This window comes from Pseudomonas sp. PME37.24/006, from assembly GCF_055556635.1.
Genome location: NZ_JBVHNL010000004.1, coordinates 503806 through 528661 on the forward strand (window position 1 = coordinate 503806; position 24856 = coordinate 528661).

Consider the following 24856-nt stretch of genomic DNA (forward strand, 5'->3'; position numbering starts at 1 on the left):
GGATGCAGCCGTGACCAGTGTGCATGTAGCCAAATTGTCAAACGCTCAGCAATACGCAAAGCTAGTGAACTCAAACAAACGCTGGTCATGGGAAAAAGATTTCCCTGGTGGTGAGAACCTCACCCGAGGGCAAAAGGAGGCGATAAAGCGGCAAGCAATAGCGGAGGGTTTGATACCAGATGTGCCTTTCAAACCTGGCACCAAGTTTCCAGATTTCGAGAAAGCAGGATTGGTTAGCCGGGTCGACCACCTCCCTGAGTATTTGTGGAAAACGGGCGACAAAGCGCAGTTCAAATGGCTGGATAGCCAGATACCCGGAGGTCGCCCTAGCGGGTTCACATGGCACCACTCAGAGCTGCCGGGTAGAATGGAACTTATTCCGTTTGGGCCGCATAACATCATTACTCACTCTGGCGGTCGGTCTACAGGCATGTGGGCGGCAGGCAAGAGATGAACCAGGAGTTTGTTATGGAATTAAAAACAGTAGGCCAGATTTCAGCGCCCCCTATTGAAGCGACCACTTCACTCGAGCGTTACTGCAGAGTAAAACTGCCTCAGGATTTTATTGAGTTCCTCCAATACGGCAATGGTGGAATCCCCGAAAAAAATCTATTTATCCATGAGGGTACGGACAGACTGATTGAACGCTTTCTACCCGTTATGCTAGACCCTAACTCAGAGGATATAGGTGAGTACGACATATCGGTAGTGATGACAGCGTTGGACTCCCGACTCGGCGATGATCCTGACGAGATCGGCTGCAAGCTCATTCCTTTCGCAGCGCTTTTTTCTGGTGACTTTCTCTGCTTAGATTTTCGGAAAAACGCTGAATGCCCCGAGGTAGTACTTTGGGATCACAACCAATCCGATGATTTCGCTCCGCATACGGAGCCAGTTGCACCCTCCTTCGCCGACTTTAAGACCCAGCTATTCACTTGAAAACCGAAAAAGACTCGGGCATATACAACTACTATCAGTAGACTAAATAGCGTCTACAAGAACTCAAACCCGCCCCCCGAATACCTCATCACTGAGGCGAAGTACAACTCATCGCAGCTCAGCAAGAGATTGGCCGATGGCACCAATCAGATGGATGATGCCTGGGTCATGAAGCGCCTCGATAGGCCAAGACTTATCGACAGCTCTGGCAATGTGGTCAGGGGTAACGCCGGAAAGGTTCCGGGATTTTGAGACAGAGGGGCAGATCAATGCCGCGCGATACGCTAAAGAGCAAAGAGTTCTTCGACAAATGGATTTCGTATGACCTGGAGAGAATGCAACAGAAGCAGAACCGTCTCGACTCTGGAGGCATACCGCTGCCCTACGGCAAGGTAACCGCCGCTGCGGATCTCTGCAATAAGGCGCTTGAAGTCATCGTCATGAGCTATTCGCGTGGCGACCGGGTTGCCAATTTGAGCGGCCATATAGTCAGACTGCTCGCTGAGCGTGAGCAACTCAAAGCGCTGTGCGCCGCCCTGCCTAAGGACGAGCAAAAAAAACGCATCCAATATGAGCGACTGAGTTTCGACAACTACCTGGATTTCTTCTGGTGGCTCTCTCTGGCCGTCTGTCTCGGTATGGACGAAGCACACCTTGGGCGCGTAATCGCGCTGATCAACAACGCAGGCCAGGACGCGCTACTGGACCGTATCGCCGTGAAACTCGGCGCTCATCAGCGTGCCGTATCCAACGAATTGGTGTTCCCCAAGCAATATGCGCTGTTGCTGCAAGCACTGGATGCGCCTTCGCAAGAGCAATCCAATCTGGTCAAGAAATTCCTCGACGGCTGGTACAAAGGCAACAAGAACCTTGCAGCGTGGTACGACAACCATAAGGGCGAAGACACCGGCTACGTTGGTTATTGGTGCTTTGAAGCCGCACTGGTAGTGAAGCTATTTGGAATAGACGATTCGTCTTTCAGAACGCATCCGCACTATCCGGCTGACTTAGTTCACAACACCTGATTTCTATAGCATCGCTTCACCCGCAATCGCCTGCACCGATATGGGATGTGAATCAGTGACTCGTATCGGTCAGGCTGCTAATCAGGCACAGGTCTGCTTCGCCACCATCGGCAATCAAACCTAGTCTTCGCTCGACGTCAAAGCCCAGGGTGTGCATCGGCGACCTGTACAAGGGCGTTCGGGGCGATGCCGGCTACCACGTGGTCGCCGGTACTTCGCTCGGCGGCACTACGTCCAAGCACACGATCATAAACCCTACAGGTCAATGAAATGACACCCGAAATTCAACAGCTGCAGCAAACCATCGCAAAAGGTGTGTACGAAGTGCTGCCAGAGGACGGTTGGACAGACGCTACCTATTCGTTCCAGGCCATTACCCGGTTTTTTTCGGAGACCGGCCACTATCTGCTCAATGACGTAAAAACAGTGTCGTTCGTCGCGGAAGATGAATTAAGCGATGCGTTTCGCGAGCTACGTACCAAAATGGCAGCCCTCCATGAAAACGGGCATGCCTGGTACACCGCTACGTTCACACTTACCCCTGACGGCAACTTCAAATTCGATTTCATCTACGACGAACTACCTGCGTTCGAGATAATTCCATCTCCGGACAAATGGGCTGACGAATTCCGCACCTACCCACGGCCGGAGTTACAGAATTTTGTTCCACAGCAGCCGAAGCTCTAGGGGTGAAACGACCGAAAATGGTCACAAACCAAAACGGACTTCATGACGTGACTAGCACAGTCGTCTGACTGGTGCAGGAAGCCTCCGATAAATCTCATCAATGGATAGCAATTGCTGACATGACTCGCTTCCAGCGTATCCAGGCCAGCGTTCCAGCAGGCGTCGTGCTCCCCGATGCGCTGCGCCGAATCTGCGACTATCTGGATGAAACCGACTACCCCATCAGCGGCTGCATGCGCCTCAGGCCCGACGACTACGGTGGCCTGCTCGCCTGGTTCGATGGCGACGCAGCCATGGCTGCCAACTTCGCCTGCTTCGGCGCCGGCCCGGATGGTTCGCTGGTCGCCTTCTGGCTGCTCGGCGGCACCGATGCCCGCCAGGCGCCAGTCGTCCATCTGGGTTCGGAAGGTTGTGACAATCGGGTGCTGGCGAAGAACTTCGAGGACTTCCTGCAACTGTTCGGCATCGGCTACGACGAGCTGGGCTCCGACGACCTGAACCAGCCACCCGATGATCCAGGCTCAGCGGAAGCTCTACGCGCCTGGCTGCACATCGAATTCGGCCTGACCTGCCCGGCAACCGGCGCCAGTATCGTCGAAGACGCCAACCGGGCATGCCCCGACGTGCAGCATGCCATCGATGAGTGGTTCAGGAATCGGTACGGCGAACAGGCTTGAGCGTCCCTTCACACGGAAGCAAAACGAATGGATGCATCCTCCGTGAGTCGGCAAGCCCGTTGCGGACAGCCCGTGGCCGGACAGCTGCCCCTACTGGAATACACCAGCTACAGCGCCTTTTCGGGCGCCCCAAACACCACATGACTTAGACTGTCGGGCGCTTCTCATAGCCACCCAGGAGTCTCACCGTCATGTCGCCCGTTCCCGGAGATGTCTTCGCTGTATTCAATGCTCGCCTGGGGGCATACGTCGCCATGCAGGTGACCCATGTGCGCCAGGAAGGCAAGCATACGAATGCGGCAGTGCTGCTGTTGAGCCCCACGTTCGACGAGTTGCCCAATGCGGCCCAGATTGCCGAGATGCAACCGGCGCGTTTCGATTTCCACTTCTGGAACGACCATCTGGAGCACCTCTGGGTGCCTGCCAGGGTGCCACAGGGTTACACACGCATTGGCCATCTGGCGCCACTGATCGAAGACCACACGAACAGCTACGCGGACTGGCCAGATGGCGGCCTGTTCGTTAACCAGCAGCGGTGGAACGCCACTCCCGAGGCGGCACGCCAGCGCTTCAAGCAGGCCCATGCGTGCGGCGACGACAGCGTGGTACTGGAGACCCCGCATGGCATGAAAATCCGCCGTTCGGCCACGCGGCTGTTCACCGAAGACGTGAAAGCCATCGGCGATCTGACGACGTTCGACGACTTGCCCATCCTCACCTCGGTCCACGTGGTTGAGCCCATCGAGGGTCTGCTCGACTTCATCCGCCGCCGCCCCTTCATCAATGAAGTCGGTATTCACAACCATGGTCAGCACAGGATCGACGTGCGCGATACGCATCTCACCCGCTTCATCATCGATGTGACCGGTGTGCGCGATCTGTATGTGAATGACGATCTCGAGATGCTGTCGCTGGTCGGCAAGGCCGAGCCGAGCCTGACGATCCATCAGCCTGCGGCCGGCCGGTGGCTCTCACTCAACACCGCTGAAGTGCCACCCGTGTGGTCGGGGTTGGAAACGCTAAGGAGCCTGCTGCTCAACAAGGTACGCGAAGTCGATGTCGCCAGGATCGCCCAGCGATTTCCGGCGCTGCAAGAACTGCGCATCTGGGGCGCGCCCTGCGTGCTGAGGCATGCAGAGGCTCTGGCCAGATTCGAGCAGTTGCACACCCTCACATTGACCGACACCTTCGGCTACCAGGCCGAGGCCTTCCCGTCGCCCGAGGCTTGGCCGAAGCTGGGCCGCCTTTGGCTATCGAGCCTGCCGGCGGATGTCGCCACCTGGGTCAAGAAGGCCTACAAGGCTCGCGCACTCAGCGGCCTGGATCTCGAGGTTCGCCAGGCGCGCAAGCCGGAATGGCTCGCTGCGAATCTCGACAATCCGTTTCGCGACTGGGACGGCCTGGACACCATCACACCGGCGCAGGCCAGGAAAGCCGCTGCCCTCTATCGCAAGGCACGATCGACCGCCCTCGATATAGCCGCCCAATCAGGCAGCAGCGCTGCCGACCTCGCCGTAACCTTGGCAGCCTTGGTTCGTGAGTACACCGAGGGTTTCAATGCACTGGATCGCCGATCAGGCTTCATCGAGACCGTGGAGCGCGAAGCGATCTACGTCGCCCTGATGGGCATCATGGATGCAGTGGATGGGAAGCGCGTTGCACTGTTCGGGGTCGAGACGCTGCCCGTGGATCGCGCGGTGATCGACGCCGCCATGGACGAGGTGCGCGACTTCTGAGGTGGAACGCCACCGCCGCATCGCCACCATCGAGTGGCGATGCGCAGATCCATTACCTGCCGTAGGCAGGCGCCTGCAGCACCAAAGGCTGCGGGTTGGCGATGACCCAGCGTATGGCCAGATCGCAGAGCCGATCCGTGCGCTCGGCGTCATCGTCGCCGCTGCGCAGCGCAACAGCCAGTGCCTGAGCTTCAGCCAGCTCGCCGGACAGCAGAGACACGGCACTACCAAGATGGCCGACCAGAGCGGCCAACATGGCCTTGAAATCACCGTCCCAATTGGCTGAGCCGTTGTGATGAATCTCGCGGGAAATACGCCCACTGAGGCGGATCACCTCGCCCTGCACAGTTGCTGCAGGGCCGGAGGATGGAACCAGCAGTTGCCAAAGCTGCTGGTGCTGCTCAGGCCAGGGGCCTGCCGCGACGACGATGGTTGCCTTGCCGTCGTGAAGCGTGCGTGAGGCGACAGGGGTGACATCGAACAGGTGATAGAGGCTGGCCAGACCTGCATCCGTCGCCTCGAGGTAGTCCGGGTTGAAGCCGGCGCGGTGAAACTCGAATTCGCGACCAATGCGCTGCACGTCGGCACGCATGCCATCATCCACCTGTACACCCGCATCCAGCAGGATCTGGGCGATCTTCGCAGTGGCCTCGATGTCGGCGTTGCGGGTGGTGGCCAGAGCGACGTGCAGCACGCCATGCCCCTGCCGACTCCTGGCATCGATATTCGCGCCACGGCGAATCAACGCAGCAAGCGCATCCGACTTGTGGCTCTTGGCTGCTGCATGCAGTGGCGTGTCGCCCTGGTAATCCTGTGCCTCGATGTCCGCACCCAGGTCGAGCAGCAGATCGACACCGCCGATCCAGCTCGAACTGCGATGGTGCAGCGGCGTGCGCTGGTAGGTGTCACGGGCATCGATGTCGGCGCCCTGCTCCACCAGCCAACGAACCAGCTCATCGGGGCAATTGTAGAACCCCAGCGCTGTACTCTTGCCGTAGCCACCGGTGGCTTCGAGCTCGCAACCATCGAACACGGAGACCAGTTCGGTGAACGAGGCGTGCTCCAACAACTGAGCGAAATCCTTTGGCAGTGTCTTGCGTTTACGCTTACCCATGGCGGCGGCCATCATCCTGATCAATACGGTTTTCATTGCCCACCATCGTGGCTTGGCGCGGCGCTTGTCAACGGCCTGACGATCCGGCTGGCTCATCACGCCAGCCGCCGCCCAGCGCCCGTGCCAGATTGACGCTCGCCTGCAGGTGCAGCATGCGCAGTCGCGCCGCTTCATCTTCCGCACTGTAGAGGCTGCGTTGCGTATCGAGCAGCGTGAGCAGGGTTTCGGCGCCTGCACGGTAGCGGGACTCGGCCAGGCGGAAGGCACGCTCGGCCTGCAGCAGTACCTCGTCCTGCGCCTGCTGCTGCGCAGCACTGCCGCTCAACCCATTGAGCGCCACCTCGACCTCGGCGAAGGCGGTGATCAGCGCACCGCGATAATCGGCCAGCAGCTCCTCACGCTGCGCCATGGCCAGATCACGGTCGGCGCGCAGGCTGCCACCGTCGAAGATCGGCGCGGTCAGCGCACTGCCGAGGGAGTACAGCGGATTGGCGAATACCCGTGAGGCGCTGTCGGCACTGCCGCCGAGCGTGGCCCTCAGGCTGAGGCGCGGCAGGAGAGCGGCGCGAGCGGCCTGCAGATTGGCATGCGCAGCCGCCAGGTTGGCTTCGGCACGGGCCAGATCCGGACGGGCCAGCAGCAATTCGCTGGGGATGCCTGCGCCGATATCGAGCATGGGCAGTTCGAACAAACGCGCCTGGCTGGCCGGCAACTGATCCACGCGCCCGCCAAGCAGGACGGCCAGAGTTGCCAGGCTGTCTTCACATTGCTGGCTGACGGCCGCCAGCTCACGCCGCTGCACGGCCACCACGCCGCGCTGCTGAGCCAGCTCCAGCGACGTGGCCGCACCGGCGCTCTGCCGCGCCTCGACCGTACCCAGCACGCGCTCGGCGTTGTCCAGGTTGAGGCGAGCGATGCGCTGGCGCTCCTGCAAGCCAACGGTGTCCAGCCAGGTCGAGGCCACTGCGGCGCTCAGGGAGACCTGCAGGGCAGCGCGGTCGAACTGGCTGGCATCGCGGGCAAAAGCGGCACTGTCGCGACTGGCGCGCAGGCGCCCCCACAGATCGACTTCATAACTGGCGGCGACATTGCCGCTGTAGGCATTGCCATCGACCTCCGCGTTGCCGCCAAGCCGCGCCTGGCGGTCGACAGCAAGATTGCCATCAAGGCGTGGTGACAGTTCGGCACCTGCACGCCGCGCGGACGCTTCGGCCTGGCGCAGACGCGCAACGGCGGCGGCCAGATCCTGGTTGTCACGCAAGGCCTGCGCCATCAGCTCATCGAGTTCACGGCTGGCAAAAGCCCGCCACCATTGCTGACGGGGCGGCTGGGCACTTTCAGCGGCAGCGTTGCGCCAGTGTTCGGGGGCTGCGGGCAGATCTGTCGGAGCATCGGCTGTCCGGGTACAGCCGCCCAACAGCAGCGCTGCCAGCAGACCGGGGATCAGGTAAGGCGTCATCGGAATTCCTGTCATTGCGCGGCCAACGCCACGACCGGGTCGAGCTGCGCCGCAGTCTTGGCCGGCAGATAGCCGAACACCAGGCCGGTGCCTACCGAGCAGGCGAATGCCAGCAGCATGGCCGACAGCGAGAACACCAACGGCACGTTCCAGGCGATCAGCAGTGCACCGAACAGCAACCCGGTGACCACACCGACGCTGCCACCGACCAGCGTCACCAGTACCGACTCGGTGAGAAACTGGCGCAGGATGTCGCGCTGCCGTGCACCGGTCGCCATGCGAATGCCGATCTCGCGGGTGCGCTCGCGTACCGTCATCAACATCACGTTCATCACGCCAATACCACCGACCATTAGTGATACGGCCGCGATCAAACCCAGCATCAGGGTCATGCTCTGCCGCGTCTTGGCCTCGGCCTGCAGCTTGGCGGCGGAGTTGTAGACGCGAAAATCCTTGCGCCCGTGACGTTGCAACATCAGCTCTTCCACTGCGCTCTGTGCCTTGAGCACTAGGTCACTGCTGCGTGCCTCGATGCTCCCGTAACTCTCGTCGCGCAGCTTCGGGAAGACCCGCACCACGCCTGTGCTATGGGGCACCAGCACCTGCTCATCCGGATAGTTGCCGCCCGCATCGCTGCCCTTTTCGCTCATCACGCCGATCACCTCGAACGGCGAGCTGTTGATCAGGATGATCTGCCGCAACGGATTGCCTCCATCGGGGAAGAGCGTCTGGTAAACCTCGTGACCGAGCACCGCCACCGGAGCGACTTCCTCATTCTCCGCCGCGCTGAAAAAGCGCCCCCGCGCTACCGGCCAGTGGTGGATTGCCGGCATGTGTTCGCCGACGCCTAGCACCTCGGTCTGCAATGCTTGCTGGCCATGCCGGATCAGGGCCGGGTCGCGTAGCACCGGCATCACCCGTGCCACCTCGCGCAATTCACCGATGGCCTCGAAGTCACTCAGGGTCAACACGCCAATTGGCCCGCCACTGCGCGGCACATCACTGGACACGTACATCATGTTGGCGCCCATCACGCCCATCTCGGCGACCACTTTCTGCTTGGCGCCCTCGCCGACGGCGAGCATGACGATCACCGAAGCCACGCCGATGACGATGCCGAGCAAGGTCAGCGCCGTGCGAAAACGGTTGATCAGCAATACCCGCCAGGCACCACGCAACATCTCGTCCAGCTCAGCAAAGAAGGACGCGCCATGATCGCGCCCGGCCAGGCTCATGTCCGGCATTGGCAGGGCATTGATCGGCTGCTGCGGGCCACTGTCGCTGATGACCTCGCCATCACGGATCTCGATCACCCGCCGCGCCTGAGCCGCGACGTCGCGGTCGTGGGTGATCAGGATGATGGTGTGGCCGGCGTCGGCCAGCTCGTGCAGCAGCGCCATTACTTCCTCGCCGCTGCGACTGTCCAGCGCGCCAGTGGGTTCGTCGGCGAGGATGATGCGTCCGCCATTCATCAGCGCCCGGGCAATCGATACGCGTTGCTGCTGGCCGCCGGACAACTGACCCGGCCGGTGTTCCAGGCGCTCGTCCAGCCCCAGCCGACGCAACAGCGCAGACGCACGCTCGCGGCGCTGCTCGGCCGGCATGCCGGCATAGATGGCCGGCACCTCGACGTTCTCCCGTGCCGACTCGGTGGCGATCAGGTGGTAACCCTGGAACACGAAGCCAAACGCTTCGCGGCGCAGCCAGGCTAGTTGGTCGGCATCGAAGGCGGCCACGTCTTCACCGGCGAAGCGGTAGCTGCCAGCGCTGGGACGATCCAGGCAGCCGAGCAGGTTCATCAGTGTCGATTTGCCGGAGCCCGAGGTGCCGACAATGGCGACGAACTCACCGGCCTGAACGGACAGACTGACGCCCCGCAACACATCCACCGCTGGCGCACCACCCTCGCCACCATAGGTACGCCGAATGCCTTGCAGCTCAATCAACGGCGTTACCACTGGAACCTCGACATCCCCGCATCGGTCTGGGCCTCGCCCGTTACCAGACGCTCACCTTCCTGCAGGCCATCGAGAATTTCCGCCACCTGGCGATCCCGCGCGCCGACCTGCACCACGCGCAGCTCTGGCTGATCCTTGCCAAGAATGCGCACCTGATAATGACCCTGCTTGCCCTGCAAGGCATCCAGCGGAGCGGTCAGCACACCCTTCGCCGAGGCAGTGACGAACACCACCTGGGCGGTCATCTGCGGCATCAGCTCACCATCGTCGTTGTCCACCTCGAACAGCACGGTGTACTGCACCACTTTTTCCGTTTCGCTGCTGGTGCTGCTGGCTTCGCCCTGGCTGTTGGCCGGCACCGGCGGCGCCGGCAACACCTGACGCACCGTGCTGTGCCAGCGCCGCTCGTCACCGCCGAGGGTGGTGAAGTACAGCGGCAGACCTGCCTTGACCCGACGGATATCGGCCTCGGAGACACGCGTCCAGCCGGTCATGCTGCGCAGGTCGGCGATGCGCATCACCGTTGGCGTCTGGTAGGTGGCATTGAGGGTTTGCCCCTCTTTCACGTCGACACCCAGCACCGAACCGGCGATGGGCGCATAGATACGGGTGTAACTGAGCTGCGCCTCGTTACGTTTGAGCAAAGCCTGGCTTTCGGCGATCTTCGCGCGCAGGTTGTCGAGCCGCGCCTTGGCCGATGTGTAGCCAGCGGCGGCGCTCTGCACATCCTCCTCACGGGTGGCGTCGAGCTTGGCCAGGTGCAACTGCCGCTCATGCTGTTGGCGCGCCAGCAGCAACTGCGCCTGCTGCTCCTGCAACTGCGCGCGCAGGCCGTCGAGAGCGGCGCGATCCGCCTCCACCGTGGCTTCGTGCAGGCTGGCGTCGATCTCGGCGAGCAACTGGCCCTTTTCCACCTGATCACCCGGCTCAACATGCAAACGCATGATCTGCCCGGACACCTGGGCGCCAACATCCACCGAATAGCGCGGCTGCAGGGTGCCGATGGCGACCACCGTGGCCTCCACGTCGCCTCGGCCAACCACAGCAGTTTCGTAGACAGGCGTCGGCTCGCCGTTGAACCAGGCCAGAGCGATAACCGGCACGAGCGCGACCGCGGCGAGCAGCCAGCGCCGGCGAATGGGGAAAGGGGAAAACGTCATGACGGGCCCGACCTCTGCCTGAGCATCCAATAACCATCCCCGACGTCAACCGAACCTGCGCTCGCACTCAGGCAAACGAAGGCAGCGTGACACGCCAGGGTGAGGTGCAAGGTGAAAGACGCAACGCGCCCGTGCAGGCGCCATGCAACTCGTGGAGAGCGAAAAAATATCCGGCTCTTACCACCCAAGACGGATGACCCCGGGAAAACCCGGCGCCTCCAGCCCGAACAAATGAAACAAAATGTTTCAAAGCTATAACCACACCGGAAGTGACAGGTCTCGGATCAGGAAAATTCAGCCCCATGACCAGTGCGAATACCTCATGGCCGCTCTTGTCTGGCGAACCGTAGAACCATCACAGCAACGCACGTTGCGCCGGTATATCCTGCCGTCATTGAAAGACCTGCCCCGAAAGGAATCCCCCATGCACAGCAACCCTTACGCCATTGCTCAGGTCGACCCCAGCCCCGCGAGCGAGGCCAGACAGCCGTCCGGGCTGCCCATGCGCCTGTTGATCACCGCGATGCTCTGCTGTGCAGCGGGCCAGATGATCTCCTGGGTCATCATGTGGCTGACTCTGCAGCCCGAATACCTGCAAGCCTACCTGGACGATTTGTGGCAGCTGGCGACCTACTGGCTCGGCGCGCTGGCAATCGATGGCTGCAGTGCGCTGCTGCTGACCCGCTATTACCTGCAGCGGCACAATCTGGTGAACGTCACCCGCCCAGGTCGGCTCATCGCGCTCTTCGTCGGCTTCTACTTCGTGGCCTTCGTTCTGGTCGGCCTATTCTTCAGGCTGCTGGTGACTCACTTGATTACATGGATCTACGAAGGCGATCACGGGATATCCCCCACTCTACTGCTGCAACCGTTGAACCTCGTTTCCTTCGTACTGGCGACGTTGTTGCCACTGTGGCTGAGCCTGCACCTGATGCGCCGTACGGGCCAGGTCGAAAGCGGACTCGGCCTGGTCAGCCGCGGCGAAACCGCGCTGGCCTTCGGCCTGCTGTTCTGCGTTATCTACATGAAACTGCTCACGCTGCTGCCGGCCGGCGTCATCAACCCCTACGGCATGGAGTGGCTGCAGGCTGCCAGCAGTGCTTCCGGACTCTTGTACGGGCTGGTCGCCCTGCTCGCCGCCCGCGGCGCGCTGCCTCCGCAGTTGCCGCGTCTGGCTGTCGGTCGTCTGCTGGCAAGCGTGCTGCTATGCATGGGGATCTGGTTGGTCGTGGCGACCGTACTTTGCGTCGTGCTGTTGGTGGCTCTGTATGCCGGCTCGGAGTTCGTGGCCCTGGCGCTGGTGCTGCTGTTCGGGCTTGTGCTGCTGGCGCTGCTCTGGCCACTGACGCGCCTGAGCCTGCGCTGGGTCTATCGCCCAACGTCGGCCTGAGTTGCTTGAGCGGCTTGCGTTGCGGGACAATTCGCGCCGTTTCAGGCCAGCGGATATCCATACCATGCAGCAGCGCACCGTTCTCTTCGACCTCGACGGCACCCTGACCGACCCGCGCGAGGGCATCACCCGCTCGGTGCAGTACGCCCTGGCGCAACTGGATATCGATGAGCCCGACCTGCAGGCACTGGAGCACTTCATCGGCCCACCGCTGCTGCAGTGCTTCATGCACACCTACAGCCTCAGCGAGGAGCGCGCCTGGGAGGCGGTGAACCATTACCGGGTGCGCTTTCGCGAAGTCGGGCTCTACGAGAATGAGCTGTTCGAGGGCGTCGTCGAGCTACTGCAGCTGCTGCGCGAGCAAGGACGCACGCTGTATATCGCCACCAGCAAACCCACGGTGTTCGCCACGGAGATCGCCCGCCACTTCGATTTCGGTCGCTACTTCAAGACGATCTATGGCAGCGAGCTGGATGGCACACGTACCAACAAAGTGGAGCTGATCGCCCACCTGCTCGAGCAGGAAGGCCTCGACCCCGCCGATACGCTGATGATCGGCGACCGCAAGCACGACCTGATCGGCGCTCACAGCAACGGCCTCGATGCCGTCGCGGTAGGTTACGGCTTCGGCAGCCTGGAAGAGTTGAGCGGCGAACGGCCGGCCCATCACGTCCAGACGCTGGCGCAGTTGCACCAGGCGTTCGCTGGCTGAGGGCTACATCATCCTCGAACCGGTGAGGTCATTGCGCTGGTAGATCACCTTGCGAGTGCCGTTGTCGCAGGTGCCGATTACCATGCCGTCGTCCTCGACTTCCTCGTTCGGCACGATCTCCAGCGTATAGCTGGCCACGCCCGCAGCCTGGATCTTCACTTCGATCTCCTGCCTGAGCTCCTCGCACGACTTGGGCGCGGCCCAGGCATTGCTGCCCACCAGGCCAAGCACCAGCATCACTGCCGTCCATCCTTTCATCACGACCTTCCTCTGCGTGTTGTTCACTTCTCTCGGACAGCATCTAGCGCTTGCAGTTGTATAAGCCGTTGCGCATCGGGCAAAGCACCCAGTTCCGCCACCCGACGATAGAAGGTTGGCCAGTCGCCCTGCGCCTCGCGGAACAGCCTGGCGAAGGCAGGCACCCAGCGGTCGTAAAGACCGAAGGGCAGCAGTTTGGCGTTGTTCAGCGGCCCGTTGATCCAGCCGTCGTAGTAGCCGACGCCCTTCCATTGCGTGGCCCGCAGTTGCCGGTACTCGTCGCGCAGACGGTCGAATTCGGCTTGCTTGCCAGCACGCATCGCGTCGGCATCGAGGCCGCTGGCGTAGAGGGCTTCCAGGCGCGCGCGACTGGCCAGCACCAGCTCGCTGAACTGCTCGCGCGGCTGTACCGACAATTGCTGCGGAGCCGGCAAGCCACGTGCAGCGCGCCATTGGCGTAGCCCCTCCTGCTCGACGAAGGTGGCGTAGGACTCGTTGAAGGCGGTGTCGCCGGCCAGGTAGTACTGCTGATGCGCCAGTTCGTGGAAGATCACCGCGACCAGGCGTTCGTCGCTCCAGCGCAGCATGGTGTTGAGGATCGGATCATCGAACCAACCCAGGGTCGAGTAAGCCTCCACACCACCCAGGTAGGTGTCGAGTCCCTGCGCATTGAGCAGCGCAGCCGCGCCGCGGGCTCGGTTCTGCTGATAAAAACCGCGATAAGCCACGCAGCCCGCGATCGGAAAACAGTGCAGTTGCGGTTGCAGGGAAAACTCCGGCGTGGCGAACAGGTTCCACACCACGAACGGCCGTTGTAGATCGGCATACAAGCGATAGCTGCGATTGTCCGGCAGCCCCAGGCGCTCACTGGCGAAGCTTCGTGCCTCTTGGGACAGCACCAGACGTTGGCGCAGTTGCGGCTCGGTCTCTGCGTCGTCGATCAGGGTTTGCACCGGTTGCCGCGCGTGCAGCAACTGCAGTTGCCCGCGGGCCAGCTGGCCGTAATAGTCGACCGTGCTACAGCCTGCCAGCAACAGCGCGAACAGGGGAACCGCCGCACGGCGCGACAGGTCGACAAGAAAGGAGGTGCAATGCTCGAGCATGGCTGTCGTCATGTGAAAGTAAGCGCTTCATCCTACCGCGAAGTCGCGGCGGCTTTGCGCGATACTGCAGCATCTTCAGTTCACGCCCACGGGAGACACCACGATGCGCCAGCCTGTCCTTCTTGCTAGTTTGTTGTTGCTCGGAGCCTGCGCCTCGCCCCTGCCGGCAGCCAATCCAAACATGGCATGGGTCGATCTGCAGGGTGAAGGTATCGATTTGCTGATGGCCGAGCGCCTGGATCGCGAGCGCGTCAATGACGGGCGCTACTTTCAGGTCACTCCAGGCGCTCATGAACTGGACATGCGCTTCCGATTCCAGGTCAGTAGTGGCGGAGGTGCGTCGATGATGTCCGAGCCACAGGAGCTAACGTGCGATATTCGCATTCGCTACGACGACTTCAAGGCCGGTCAGCAATACCGCGTCGAAGCGCGCTCGATTGTGATGCGTGGCCAGGCGATTCTCTATGACGCCGAGCGCAACGTACTGGCGCGCGGCAAGAATCTGCGCTGTGGAAGTTTCTAACGGGACTTTGCGAGGGGAGCCGGCCTCAGCCGCGACTGGTGTCGCGGCTGAGCGCTGGTACTGAGCAGGCGATTACGCCTCCAGCACGACTTCCAGGGTGATTTCCGCGTTCAAGACCTTGGAGACCGGGCAGCCGGTCTTGGCGGTTTCGACCGCTTTCTCGAATGCCGCACGGTCAGCGCCCGGCACCTTGGCCTTCAGCGACAGGTGCACGGCGGTGATGGCGAAGCCGCCGTCCTGCTTGTCGAGGGTCACTTCAGCCTTGGTGTCGATGCTCTCGGCAGTCATACCCGCCTCGCCCAACTCCTTGGACAGTGCCATGGAGAAGCAGCCGGCATGTGCAGCACCGATCAGCTCTTCAGGGTTGGTGCCCGACTTGTCTTCAAAACGGGTGTTGAAGCCGTAGGGCTGCTCGGAAAGCGCACCGCTCTGGGTGGAAATGGTGCCTTTGCCGTCTTTGATGCCGCCCTGCCAATGGGCCGATGCTGTCTTCTTCATCTCTATGCTCCTGTTGATGAGGGGTACAGAGTTCAGAGAGACAGCAGCCCGGCAAGTTCGAGTTTTTTGACCAGGCAGCCAATCAGGCGATCAGCGCAGACCGGCGAGAATATCGAAGGCGTGCAGGCGGTCGGCGAAGTCGTAGTGGTCGCAGGTGAAGATCAGCTCGTCGGCCTGGGTCTGCTCCAGCAAGACCTCCAGACGCGCACGGATCTTCTGCGGGCCGCCGATTACCGCCATGCCCAGGAAGCTGCCGACGGCATCGCGCTCGTGGGGCAGCCACAGGCCTTCCATCGACTCCACCGGCGGACGCTGCACCAGGCTCTGGCCACGGATCAGCGAGAGAATGCGCTGGTAGGCGGACGTAGCTAGGTGCTGGGCCTGCTCGTCGGTATCGGCTGCCATCAACGGCACGCCGAGCATCACATAGGGTTTGTCGAGCGTCTCGGACGGTTTGAAGGCATTGCGGTATACCCGAATGGCCTCGTGCACATAGCGTGGCGCGAAGTGCGAGGCGAAGGCGTAAGGCAAACCACGCTCGCCAGCCAACTGGGCACTGAACAGGCTGGAACCAAGCAGCCAGATCGGTACGTTGGTACCGGTGCCCGGTACGGCAAGGACTCGTTGATCCGGCGTGCGCGGGCCGAGGTAGCGCTGCAGTTCGGCAACGTCCTGAGGGAAATCGTCGGCACTGCCGGAGCGCTCGCGGCGCAAGGCCTGAGCGGTGAACTGGTCGGCGCCCGGCGCACGCCCAAGGCCCAGTTCGATGCGCCCCGGATACAGGGTTGCGAGGGTACCGAACTGTTCGGCGATCACCAGCGGCGCGTGGTTGGGCAGCATCACCCCACCGGAGCCCAGGCGGATACGCGAGGTTCCGGCGGCCAGATAGCCAAGCAGTACAGCAGTCGCGGAGCTGGCGATACCGTCCATGTTGTGATGTTCGGCGACCCAGAAACGCTTGAAATCCAGCGACTCGACGTGCCTGGCCAGCGCCAGAGAGTTGTGCAGCGCCTGCTCTGGGCTGCCGGTGTCGCGGATCGGCGCCAGGTCGAGAACGGAGAAGGGAAGTTTCGCGAGTGCAGTCATGAGAAAAAACCTTGGCTGTGGATAAAGCCAAGGCTTTATCCGAGTAAAACAGTAGGTCTTATCCTACGCCTACAGAGGGGCTGAGACCACCTCGCGGCAAATCGCAGGCAGTAAAAAGCCGGCATCGCAGAGGCTGCGAGCCGGCTTTCGACCATCATCATCAGTTGCGCTGGTAGACGATTTCCTTGGTGTCGCCACCGCAGGTGCCGACCACTTGACGGTCAGTCACGCTGCCTTTGTCGACCACTTCCAGAGTGTAGGACGCCACGCCATTGGCTTGGATCTTGGCGTCGATCTCACCTTTCAGCTCTTCGCAATCTTTAGCTGCGAATGCCGAGCCAGCGAGGGCCATCAGGCCTACTGCAAACAACACTTTTCTCATCACAAACGCTCCCTCGTTACCAGTGAACTACTCCGGGCGCCAAAAAGTGGCCCGTTTCAATAAAGCCGCAGATTGCCGTTATGACAAGTAAACGCGGCTGCTGATGCCCGTGGTCAGCTGTTGGCGACGCGGAAGCCGACCTTCAGAGTGACCTGATAATGGGCCACCGCGCCATCGGCGATGTGACCACGGGTTTCGGTGATTTCGAACCACTCCAGATGACGAATGCTCTTGCTGGCCTCGGCCAGTGCATTGCTGATCGCATCTTCGATGCTGGTCGAGGACGAGCCAACCAGCTCGACCTTCTTGTAGGTGTGATGATCTGACATATCCGCCTCCAGGGCTGGTAACTAAAAATGGGCAATTGGTGCGGCCCTTGTGTATTCAGTCACCGGTGAGCGCGGCAAAGTTCAGGCTTTCGGTTACGCCACAGTGACGGCGATTGCATGCGTCTAGAACCTGTTCACGCTCTCGGCTGATCGTCTCGAGTCGCGTGGGGGTCAACGCACAGGTAAGCCGGCTGCTACTGCGCAGGCTCTTGTCACGCGAGGCTGAAGAAGGTCGCCACAGGGGCAGTCTTGCGCTGCACGGTTCTTAACTATATCCAGCGCTCCCGATAAATCGTGAGCAGGCTCTAGGCAACCGGATCATGGCGGCTGCGTGACACCTTGGCGTCTGTTCATGCGGGCAGCAGTGCTTCAAGTGCCGCGATGTCCACGGTGTCTATCTGGCTGGGTTGCATGTGCCGCTGTGCGAAAACGCGCCAGATGTCACTGTGCAGGAAGTAGCGAAACAGCGCAGCGTCGAGGTGGTTGTCTTTGCACATCAGGGCCATGATGCGCAGCGATTCGGACAGGCGCTTGGGCTCTTTATACGGGCGGTCGGCGGCGGTCAGGGCTTCGAACACATCGGCCAGCGTCATGATGCGGTCGGCCGTGGTCAACTCACTGGCGCTTAGCCGGCGCGGGTAGCCGTTGCCGTCGAGTCTTTCATGGTGAGTGGCTGCGATCTCGGGCACCTTCGCGAGGTTCTGCGGCCAGGGCAGGTTACGCAGCATGATGTACGTTTGCACCACATGGTCGTTGATGCGAAAGCGGTCTTCGGCGGTTAGCGTACCGCGCCGAATCGACAGGTTGTGCAGCTCGCCCATGTTTTGCCGATGCGGCGGCAGTTGCATGTCGAAACCATAGTGGTTGGCTGGGTCGTGCTTTTCCACAGGCGGCTTATCAGTGCCCCAGGCAATCGCGTGCTCGGGCCGGTTGGACAGCAGCGACTCCATGACCGGCAGGGCTGGCGCGTCAGGCTGTGTGGCCTCCAATTGACGCAACTCGCCGATGGCCAGCCCCAACCGGTTATCGAAATGCCGCACCCAGCCCTGGGCGCCGATACGCTCGATACGTTCCACGGCCGTATCGGCCAACATTTCACCGCCGATGTTGCATTGGGCCACATAAGCGAAGTCGTCGCTCAGTTCTCGGTGTCGGGCCTGCAGGGTGGCGGTCGATGCATCAATCGGCTGGCCCGCCAGCAGGCGGTCGCGGTGCGCAATTTCAGCGTCACGCCACAGCACCTCGAAGCGCGTGCGCACCTCGTGAATGCGGTTGTAGATGGTTTCTAACTTGGTACCCTTGTCGATGATGTGCTCGGGCGACGTGACCTTGCCGCAGTCATGCAGCCAGGCGCCCAGGTAGAACTCATAGCGCTGCGCCGCATCCATGCAAAAACCGCTGTAGGGGCCAGCCGTCTCGCGGTTCATCTGGTCTGCCAGCAGCAGCGCCAACTCGGGCACACGCTGGCAGTGGCCGCCGGTGTAGGGGCTCTTGGCATCGACTGCATCGGCCATGAGCAGTACCACGCCGTCGAGCAAGGTCTTTTGCGCATCGATCAGTTGGCGCGTTTCGATGGAGATGGCCAGCATGCCCGACAGCTGAGCCATAAATACCGAAAAACCTTCGTCGGCATGCGTGGCCATGCCCTGGTGCGCCAGCACCAGCAGCCCCTGCAACTGGCCGCTGCGGTCGCGCAGTTCCATGTCCACCTGCTCCAGCCGAGGCGCACCGGGCTGGGGGGCCACGCGCGGGGCCTGGGCTGCAAGGTAGCGGAACTGGCTGGGCAGCCGCGCGCAGTGCTCACCTTCGAGGGCGCTACGCTGCATGCTGCCGTCCTGGTACAGGTAGACCGCACCTGACACACACTGTGTGGCATGCACAACCTCGTGCAGCACCGCTTGCAGCATGCGCGACATGTCGGTCTCGGTGGCCAGGTGTTGGCTGATCGTCAGGAAGCAGTTGATCGTATCCGCCATGGCGTCCATATCGCGGGACAGCTCAGCCACTTCGCGCACCACGCTCACAGGGCCTGCATGCTCGTGGGCCTTGAAGTCGAACCGCTTAATGGCCTGTGTGCGCCGAGTTAAGCGGTCCAGACTCTGGCCGATCAAACTGCCGCCCCACCAGCCCAGCGGCAGGAAAGCGAGCACCGCGATGACGATGTAGAGGAGCGTGCGACGTTGCATCCGGCTGATGTCCTGCGTCAGCTCCTGATAGGGGGCTGACATGAGCAGCCGTATGCCTTGGTTTTTCCACGTCGCGATGGGCAACGTCATGCCCAGCCAGCGCTGGCCGGCCGCGTCGAAATCCTGTGCGTCCGAGCCGCCTTGCGGGGTGTTCACCAGATGCAGCAGGCTCGGCGCGCCGAGGGCATCGATCTTGCGAAAGTCGAATGTATCGCCTCCGGGGATCAGGACACGGGACATGTCCGGGTAAGCCAATACCTGGTTGTCGGCTCCCAGCAGGGCCAGTTCAGTGCCTGGAGTCAACTTCAGGTTGTTCAAGTAAGAGGCCAGGTCGCTCAGCGTTACGTCGATACCAATCACCGCGCCCCCGGAGCGGCTGGTCTGGCTAAGCGTCAGGCCGATCTGCTGAGTGGTAAAAAACACGTAGGGCGGGGACAGCGCGGGCACGCCGGGGACCTGCATGGCCGCCTGATACCAAGGCCTCATTCGTGGGTCGAATGCGTAGCCAGGCTGAGGGCGACGCTCAAGTATGTCGAGTTGTGCGTTGTAGAAAATGAATTCGCCCAGCGGCGCGCCGCCAGCCGGGTGCGACATCGACTGGATCAGGTAGACGGCATCTGCAGGGGGCAGGAAGCGCCGCTGGGCATCGCTAGCATCCAGACGTCGGGCCAGAAAAAAATCCCCCGAAGCATGACCCACGTAGAGGGCCGTCACCAACGGGTTGGCTTTGAGCTCCTCGATCAGCACAAACGCCCGAGCCAGACGTTCATCGACCTGAGTGTCCGTGGTGAGCGGGTCGAACGAGACCTGGCGCAACGTGGCTTGCACAGGTTCGAGCACGCGGCCCATCTGTTCCGACATGAGGTTGCCGACATCGTGGAACTTGGTGGTCGTCATCGACAGCACGGCCTGGGTAGTTCCGGCCTGCCCCACCAAATACACGATCAGTGCGCCGGTCAGTATGCAGGCCACTCCCATCATGGAAATCACGCTTTTGAACGGCAAGCCAGCCCGGCGCAGCATGGTGAGTCGCGTGATGATGCCCATAGCTACCTGCCGTCCATGTCGAGAGATGAAGCACGACGCGCCTGCCAAACCCGGCGAGGTTTGGAGGTGCAGCAGCGCATAGTTGCCCAGATACATGCGGGTTGTTGGCCCTGAAGCATAGCGGCCAAAAGCGTCGCAGGCAGGCGTAATACATGCCGATGCAGAAGCTGGCGGCAATCCACAATCGGCCACCTGCCACGCCGTCTTCGCTGACGCGGGTATAAGCCACACACCGCAACCAACACCAGCCACGTGTGATCAATCCTGTTCCCAAAGCGCAGCCGCCCGCCTACAATTGCGATCAATTCTTATCCGCACTGGCGCACGCCAAGGGAGTTTCGGTGTCCAGCGCTCCGACCCCATCGACGCTGCAAAGCGTCGATACGCTCTACCGTGATCATCACGGCTGGCTGCACGGCTGGCTGCGCAAACGCCTGGGCGATCGCGAACAGGCGGCGGATATCGCTCAGGACACCTTCCTGCGTCTGCTGCTCAGCGGCCGTCTGCCGAGCATCGACGAAGGCCGCACCTACCTGACCCAGATCGCACGCAACCTGATCATCGACCAGTGGCGCCGGCAGCGGATCGAACGGGCTTACCTCGAGAGCATCGCTCATCTTGCAGAACCCGAGTCGCCGTCGCTGGAGACCCGCGCCATGGTCATCGAGACTCTGCTGCAGATCGATGCGATGCTCGACGCCATGCCCACCAAGGTGCGCGAAGCCTTCTTGTTGTCGCAGTTCGAGGGCCTGAGTTATCCACAGATCGCGGAACGCCTGCAGGTCAGCGTCAGCTCGGTGCAGAAGTACATGCTGCGCGCCATCTCGGCCTGCTATCAGGTGCTCTACGCAGAATGAAGCGCGCCAGCGATGCACCCATCCCGCCGGCCATCGTCGAACAGGCCAGCCACTGGTTGATGCTGCACTGGGGCGGCGAACTGGATGCCGAGCAACGCCAGCGCTTCGCTGACTGGCAGGCCTGCGACCCCGAACACCAGCGCGCCTGGCAACGCCTGGAGCGCTTGCAGGGTACCTTGGCTGGCGTCCCCGCCCACACCGCTGGCGCCGTGCTGCGCGAGCAGCCTGACGCACGTCGTCGGCAGACCCTCAAGATGCTCGGCCTGGCGCTGCTGGCCGGCGGTAGCGGATACCTGGCCCAGTCGCAGCTACCTTGGCGCGAAGCCATGGCAGACCTGCGCAGCGGCACCGGCGAACGCTTGCAGCGCACCCTCGCCGATGGCAGCCGGCTGGCGCTGAACAGCGACAGCGCGGTGAATGTCCGCTTTAGCGAAACGGAACGACGCATCCGGCTGCTCAAGGGCGAACTACTGCTGGAGAGCGGCCGTGATGCCGCTCGCCGCCCACTGATCGTCGAGACCGCCGCCGGTGAAATCCAGGCACTCGGCACGCGCTTCTCGGTGTATGAAATCGACGGCGGCAGCCGCGTCGAACTCTACGAAGGCCAACTGGAGCTGCGACCGCGTAACACGCCGCCCTCACGCCTGCAGGCGGGCCAGCAGCGCTGGTTCAACAGCGAACGGGCCACGGCCATCGGCCAGGCAGACAACAATGCCATCGCCTGGAACGAGGGCCGGCTGATCGCCGAACGCATGCCCCTGGGTCAATTCCTCGACGAGCTGGCTCGCCATCGCCCCGGCGTACTGCGCTGCGACCCGGCCGTCGCCGAGCTGCCGCTGACCGGCGTATTTCCGCTGGCCGACACTGACCGCGTACTCGCCGCCTTGCAGCAATCGCTGCCTGTGCAAGTACAGCGCGTCACCCGCTACTGGGTGACCGTGCGGCCGAGAGGCTGACCTCTGCTCGTTCCTCACGCTCCGCGTGGGAATGCCACGTGTGGCGCTCAGCGCCTCGAACCATCGGCGACTGCTGAACCTGATGGACGTGGATGTCAGAGCAATCAGCAAATAATTTCCACAACCCATTGTCGGTTTCACCCGCTCGCTCGGGATACCTCTTGAACCCAATAAAGACGCATTCTCAGAGGATATCCAGAATGCCGCACCTGCCTACATCCCACCGCTCGACACTGAGCCTGTCGATCACCCGAGTCCTGCTCACCAGCCTGCTGGCCACCAGCCCCTTGCTGATCGTAGCCAGCGTACAGGCGCAATCAGCTGCCACCGAACAGACCCGCACCTATGCCATCCCCGCGGGAGATCTCGACCAGGCGCTGAATCGTTTCGCCAGCGAAGCCGACATTCTGCTTTCGGTGGATTCACGGCTGACCACGGGCAAACGCAGCCCTGGACTAAACGGCAGCTACTCGGTGGATACCGGCCTGGCCCGGTTGCTGGCCGGTACCGGTTTGCGACCGCTCAAGGCCGGAGACAATTACGCACTGGAAGCGTCGCAGGAAGGCGATGGTTCACTGGAGCTGGGCGCGACCAGTATCAACGCCAGTGGTCTGGGTGACACCACCGAGGGCAGCGGCTCCTACACCACGGGTGCGGTGACCATCGGCAAGGGTCAGCATTCGCTGCGGGAAACGCCGCAATCGGTCACGGTGATAACCCGCAAGATGCTCGACGACCAGAACCTCAACACCATCGAACAGGTCATGGAAAAGACCCCAGGCATCACCGTGTACGACTCACCCATGGGCGGCAAGTACTTCTACTCCCGCGGCTTCCGCATGACCGGACAGTATCAGTACGACGGCGTGCCACTGGATATTGGCAGCAGCTACGCACAGGCCGACAGTTTTGCCAGCGACATGGCCATTTATGACCGCGTCGAAGTACTTCGCGGAGCCGCAGGCATGATGAAAGGCGCTGGCGGTACAGCGGGAGGCGTCAATTTCGTGCGCAAGCGCGGCCAGTACACGCCACATACCCAACTGTCTCTCGCTGCGGGCACCTGGGACAACTACCGCGCCCAGGTCGACACCGGAGGCCCGCTCAATGAAGCCGGCACCATCCGCGGGCGGGCCGTGGCAACTCAGCAAAGTCGCCACTACTTCTATGACGTCGCCGAGCGCCGGGATCAAATCTACTACGGTGCCGTGGATTTCGACCTGAGTGCCGACACCACCTTCGGCCTGGGCCTCGCCTATGAAGACCTCGATGCGACACCCTGCTGGGCCGGCGTGCCGCGCTACGCCGATGGCAAAGACCTGAAGCTCAGCCGTTCTACTTGCCAGAACCCATCCTGGAACAGCCAGCGCAGCAAGCGCACCACGCTGTTCGGTGATCTGAAGCACCCGCTCAACGACAACTGGGCGCTGAAGGTAGCGGGCGTCTGGTCGCGAAACACCCAGGAGATGGAGTACGCCTTTCCCAGTGGTTCGGTGCCGGTTGGCGCCAGCAGTTCCAGCACGTTGGTACTTGGCAGCATCTATGACTACGACCAGGTGGACTACGGCCTCGACGCCTACGTGGATGGCAAGTTCGACGCCTTTGGCCAGCAGCACGAGCTGATCGTTGGTGCCAACACCAGTCGCTCCCACAAGGACGATTTCTTCGCAGTGGCGGCCCTGCCGCAACGTCAGAACGTGCTCGATCCTGACCATCATCTACCGCAACCGGATGAAAGCTACTACCTGGCCAACGCCTCGCGCGGCGGCCCGCTGGACATCCGCATCAAGCAGTACGGCGTCTACTCAACCGCGCGCCTGAAACTGGCCGAGCCGCTGACATTCGTAGTCGGCAGCCGCGTCAGCTGGTACAAATCCGAAACCGACTCTGTCGCCTACTTTCGCGGCGTCGGCACCCCGGCCAATTCCGAGACCACCGAAACCGGACAGGTCACGCCATTCGCCGGCCTGCTGCTCGATCTCAACGACAACCTGACGGCCTACGCCAGCTATACCGATATCTTCACGCCCCAGGGCAACCTCAAGACCATCGATGGCAGCACCCTGAAACCGCTGATCGGCACAAGCTATGAGCTGGGCATCAAAGGCGAGTGGTTCGAGGGTCGTCTGAACAGCGCCTTCAACCTGTTCCGCACCATTCAGGAAGATGCGGCCCAGACCGACCCGAACTGTGCCGACGGCAGCTGTTCGCAGAACTCCGGCAAGGTGCGCGCCCAGGGCTTCGAGGCGGAGCTGAGCGGTGAAGTCATCGACCGCCTGCAACTGCTGGCCGGCTACACCTACACCCAGACCAAGGTGCTGGAGGATGCCAACCCAGACCAGAACGGCGTGTCCTACAACTCGTACGTGCCGCGGCACCTGCTGCGCGTCTGGGGTGATTACAGCCTCAGCGGGCCCCTGGAGCGCTTCACAGTCGGCGCCGGCTTCAACGCCCAGAGTGACAATTACCGGACCTCACCGATCAGCGGCAACAACATCTCCCAGGCTGGCTACACCGTGTGGAACGGCCGCATCGGCTATCGCGTCGATGACACCTGGTCGCTGGCCCTCAACGGCAACAACCTTTTCGACAAACGCTACTACGCCACCGTGGGCACCGAAGGTTTCGGCAACTTCTATGGCGAGCCGCGCAACTTCATGCTGTCGGTAAAAGCGGACTTCTAGGTCGGTTGATTGGTCGTTCCCACGCCCATTCGTTCGGCTAAGAGACACGACGCAGAGCGTCTAAGGCTGGGGTACCCACGCAGAGCGTGG

23 protein-coding genes are annotated in these 24856 nt (G+C 61.9%); 12 read left to right on the forward strand and 11 right to left on the reverse strand.

From position 1 onward, the window contains the following. Positions 1–10 precede the first annotated feature (10 nt). From ACZ3GY_RS18420 to ACZ3GY_RS18445, 6 genes are all read left to right on the forward strand, one after another. Positions 11–454, forward strand: coding sequence for an HNH endonuclease signature motif containing protein (locus ACZ3GY_RS18420; protein WP_465911458.1), 444 nt, complete (start codon positions 11–13; stop codon positions 452–454). 14 nt (positions 455–468) lie between these two features. Beyond that, positions 469–939, forward strand: coding sequence for an SMI1/KNR4 family protein (locus ACZ3GY_RS18425; protein ID WP_465911459.1), 471 nt, complete (start codon positions 469–471; stop codon positions 937–939). 269 nt (positions 940–1208) lie between these two features. Further along, on the forward strand, positions 1209–1964 hold the full coding sequence (locus ACZ3GY_RS18430; protein WP_465911460.1) for a PoNi-like cognate immunity protein: 756 nt from the start codon (positions 1209–1211) through the stop codon (positions 1962–1964). Between the two features lie 270 nt (positions 1965–2234). Beyond that, complete coding sequence (locus ACZ3GY_RS18435) at positions 2235–2651, forward strand: immunity protein YezG family protein (RefSeq protein WP_465911461.1); 417 nt, start codon at positions 2235–2237, stop codon at positions 2649–2651. 119 nt (positions 2652–2770) lie between these two features. Continuing rightward, positions 2771–3328: a hypothetical protein gene (locus tag ACZ3GY_RS18440; RefSeq protein ID WP_465911462.1), complete on the forward strand. Its 558-nt coding sequence runs from the start codon at positions 2771–2773 to the stop codon at positions 3326–3328. A 269-nt stretch (positions 3329–3597) separates the two neighbouring features. Then, on the forward strand, positions 3598–5064 hold the full coding sequence (locus tag ACZ3GY_RS18445) for a hypothetical protein (protein ID WP_465911464.1): 1467 nt from the start codon (positions 3598–3600) through the stop codon (positions 5062–5064). Positions 5065–5116: 52 nt separating this feature from the next. Here the strand turns inward: ACZ3GY_RS18445 and ACZ3GY_RS18450 are convergent, their stop codons facing one another. The 4 genes from ACZ3GY_RS18450 to ACZ3GY_RS18465 are packed head-to-tail and all read right to left on the reverse strand — an operon-like array spanning position 5117 to position 10755. Further along, positions 5117–6214, reverse strand: a complete 1098-nt coding sequence (locus ACZ3GY_RS18450) for an ankyrin repeat domain-containing protein (RefSeq protein WP_465911465.1) — start codon at positions 6212–6214, stop codon at positions 5117–5119. 31 nt (positions 6215–6245) lie between these two features. Then, positions 6246–7637 (reverse strand): efflux transporter outer membrane subunit, encoded by a 1392-nt coding sequence (locus ACZ3GY_RS18455; protein WP_465911466.1) that lies wholly within the window; start codon positions 7635–7637, stop codon positions 6246–6248. 11 nt (positions 7638–7648) lie between these two features. After that, entirely contained in the window at positions 7649–9595 is a 1947-nt protein-coding gene (locus ACZ3GY_RS18460) for an ABC transporter permease (protein ID WP_465911468.1), read from the reverse strand. After that, positions 9589–10755: an efflux RND transporter periplasmic adaptor subunit gene (locus tag ACZ3GY_RS18465; RefSeq protein WP_465911469.1), complete on the reverse strand. Its 1167-nt coding sequence runs from the start codon at positions 10753–10755 to the stop codon at positions 9589–9591. The genes ACZ3GY_RS18460 and ACZ3GY_RS18465 overlap by 7 nt, the downstream gene beginning before the upstream one ends. Before the next feature lie 424 nt (positions 10756–11179). Here ACZ3GY_RS18465 and ACZ3GY_RS18470 point away from each other — a divergent pair, with 424 nt between their 5' ends. Together ACZ3GY_RS18470 and ACZ3GY_RS18475 are read left to right on the forward strand one after the other, a co-directional pair. Further along, entirely contained in the window at positions 11180–12145 is a 966-nt protein-coding gene (locus ACZ3GY_RS18470; protein WP_465911470.1) for a hypothetical protein, read from the forward strand. A 64-nt stretch (positions 12146–12209) separates the two neighbouring features. After that, positions 12210–12857, forward strand: coding sequence for an HAD family hydrolase (locus ACZ3GY_RS18475; RefSeq protein WP_465911471.1), 648 nt, complete (start codon positions 12210–12212; stop codon positions 12855–12857). Positions 12858–12860: 3 nt separating this feature from the next. Here ACZ3GY_RS18475 and ACZ3GY_RS18480 read toward each other — a convergent pair whose 3' ends face one another. Beyond that, positions 12861–13115: a DUF1161 domain-containing protein gene (locus tag ACZ3GY_RS18480; protein WP_463562770.1), complete on the reverse strand. Its 255-nt coding sequence runs from the start codon at positions 13113–13115 to the stop codon at positions 12861–12863. A gap of 23 nt (positions 13116–13138) precedes the next feature. Then, the gene (locus ACZ3GY_RS18485) at positions 13139–14218 is read right to left on the reverse strand and encodes an aminopeptidase (protein ID WP_465911472.1); all 1080 of its coding nucleotides are present in this window, start codon (positions 14216–14218) and stop codon (positions 13139–13141) included. A gap of 103 nt (positions 14219–14321) precedes the next feature. On the opposite strand from ACZ3GY_RS18485, the gene ACZ3GY_RS18490 reads away from it, so the two are divergent. Beyond that, positions 14322–14741 carry a PA0061/PA0062 family lipoprotein gene (locus ACZ3GY_RS18490; RefSeq protein ID WP_463562772.1) on the forward strand — a complete coding sequence of 140 codons (420 nt, stop codon included), beginning with the start codon at positions 14322–14324 and terminating at the stop codon, positions 14739–14741. A 72-nt stretch (positions 14742–14813) separates the two neighbouring features. Here ACZ3GY_RS18490 and ACZ3GY_RS18495 read toward each other — a convergent pair whose 3' ends face one another. The 5 genes from ACZ3GY_RS18495 to ACZ3GY_RS18515 all read right to left on the reverse strand — a co-directional run bounded on the left by ACZ3GY_RS18495 (position 14814) and on the right by ACZ3GY_RS18515 (position 20365). Then, positions 14814–15239: an OsmC family protein gene (locus tag ACZ3GY_RS18495; RefSeq protein WP_463562773.1), complete on the reverse strand. Its 426-nt coding sequence runs from the start codon at positions 15237–15239 to the stop codon at positions 14814–14816. Between the two features lie 90 nt (positions 15240–15329). Further along, positions 15330–16325: an LLM class flavin-dependent oxidoreductase gene (locus ACZ3GY_RS18500; RefSeq protein WP_465911474.1), complete on the reverse strand. Its 996-nt coding sequence runs from the start codon at positions 16323–16325 to the stop codon at positions 15330–15332. Positions 16326–16485: 160 nt separating this feature from the next. Next, positions 16486–16707, reverse strand: a complete 222-nt coding sequence (locus ACZ3GY_RS18505) for a DUF1161 domain-containing protein (RefSeq protein WP_225837301.1) — start codon at positions 16705–16707, stop codon at positions 16486–16488. A gap of 113 nt (positions 16708–16820) precedes the next feature. Then, positions 16821–17036, reverse strand: coding sequence for a dodecin (locus ACZ3GY_RS18510; protein WP_042553536.1), 216 nt, complete (start codon positions 17034–17036; stop codon positions 16821–16823). A gap of 350 nt (positions 17037–17386) precedes the next feature. Beyond that, positions 17387–20365: an HD domain-containing phosphohydrolase gene (locus ACZ3GY_RS18515; RefSeq protein ID WP_465911476.1), complete on the reverse strand. Its 2979-nt coding sequence runs from the start codon at positions 20363–20365 to the stop codon at positions 17387–17389. Positions 20366–20610: 245 nt separating this feature from the next. On the opposite strand from ACZ3GY_RS18515, the gene ACZ3GY_RS18520 reads away from it, so the two are divergent. From ACZ3GY_RS18520 to ACZ3GY_RS18530, 3 genes are all read left to right on the forward strand, one after another. Continuing rightward, a complete protein-coding gene (locus ACZ3GY_RS18520; RefSeq protein WP_465911477.1) occupies positions 20611–21126 on the forward strand; it encodes a sigma-70 family RNA polymerase sigma factor in 516 nt (171 codons plus the stop codon). Then, positions 21123–22082: a FecR domain-containing protein gene (locus tag ACZ3GY_RS18525; protein ID WP_465911478.1), complete on the forward strand. Its 960-nt coding sequence runs from the start codon at positions 21123–21125 to the stop codon at positions 22080–22082. The genes ACZ3GY_RS18520 and ACZ3GY_RS18525 overlap by 4 nt, the downstream gene beginning before the upstream one ends. Before the next feature lie 200 nt (positions 22083–22282). Continuing rightward, complete coding sequence (locus ACZ3GY_RS18530; protein ID WP_465911479.1) at positions 22283–24766, forward strand: TonB-dependent siderophore receptor; 2484 nt, start codon at positions 22283–22285, stop codon at positions 24764–24766. The last annotated feature ends 90 nt before the right edge of the window (positions 24767–24856 follow it).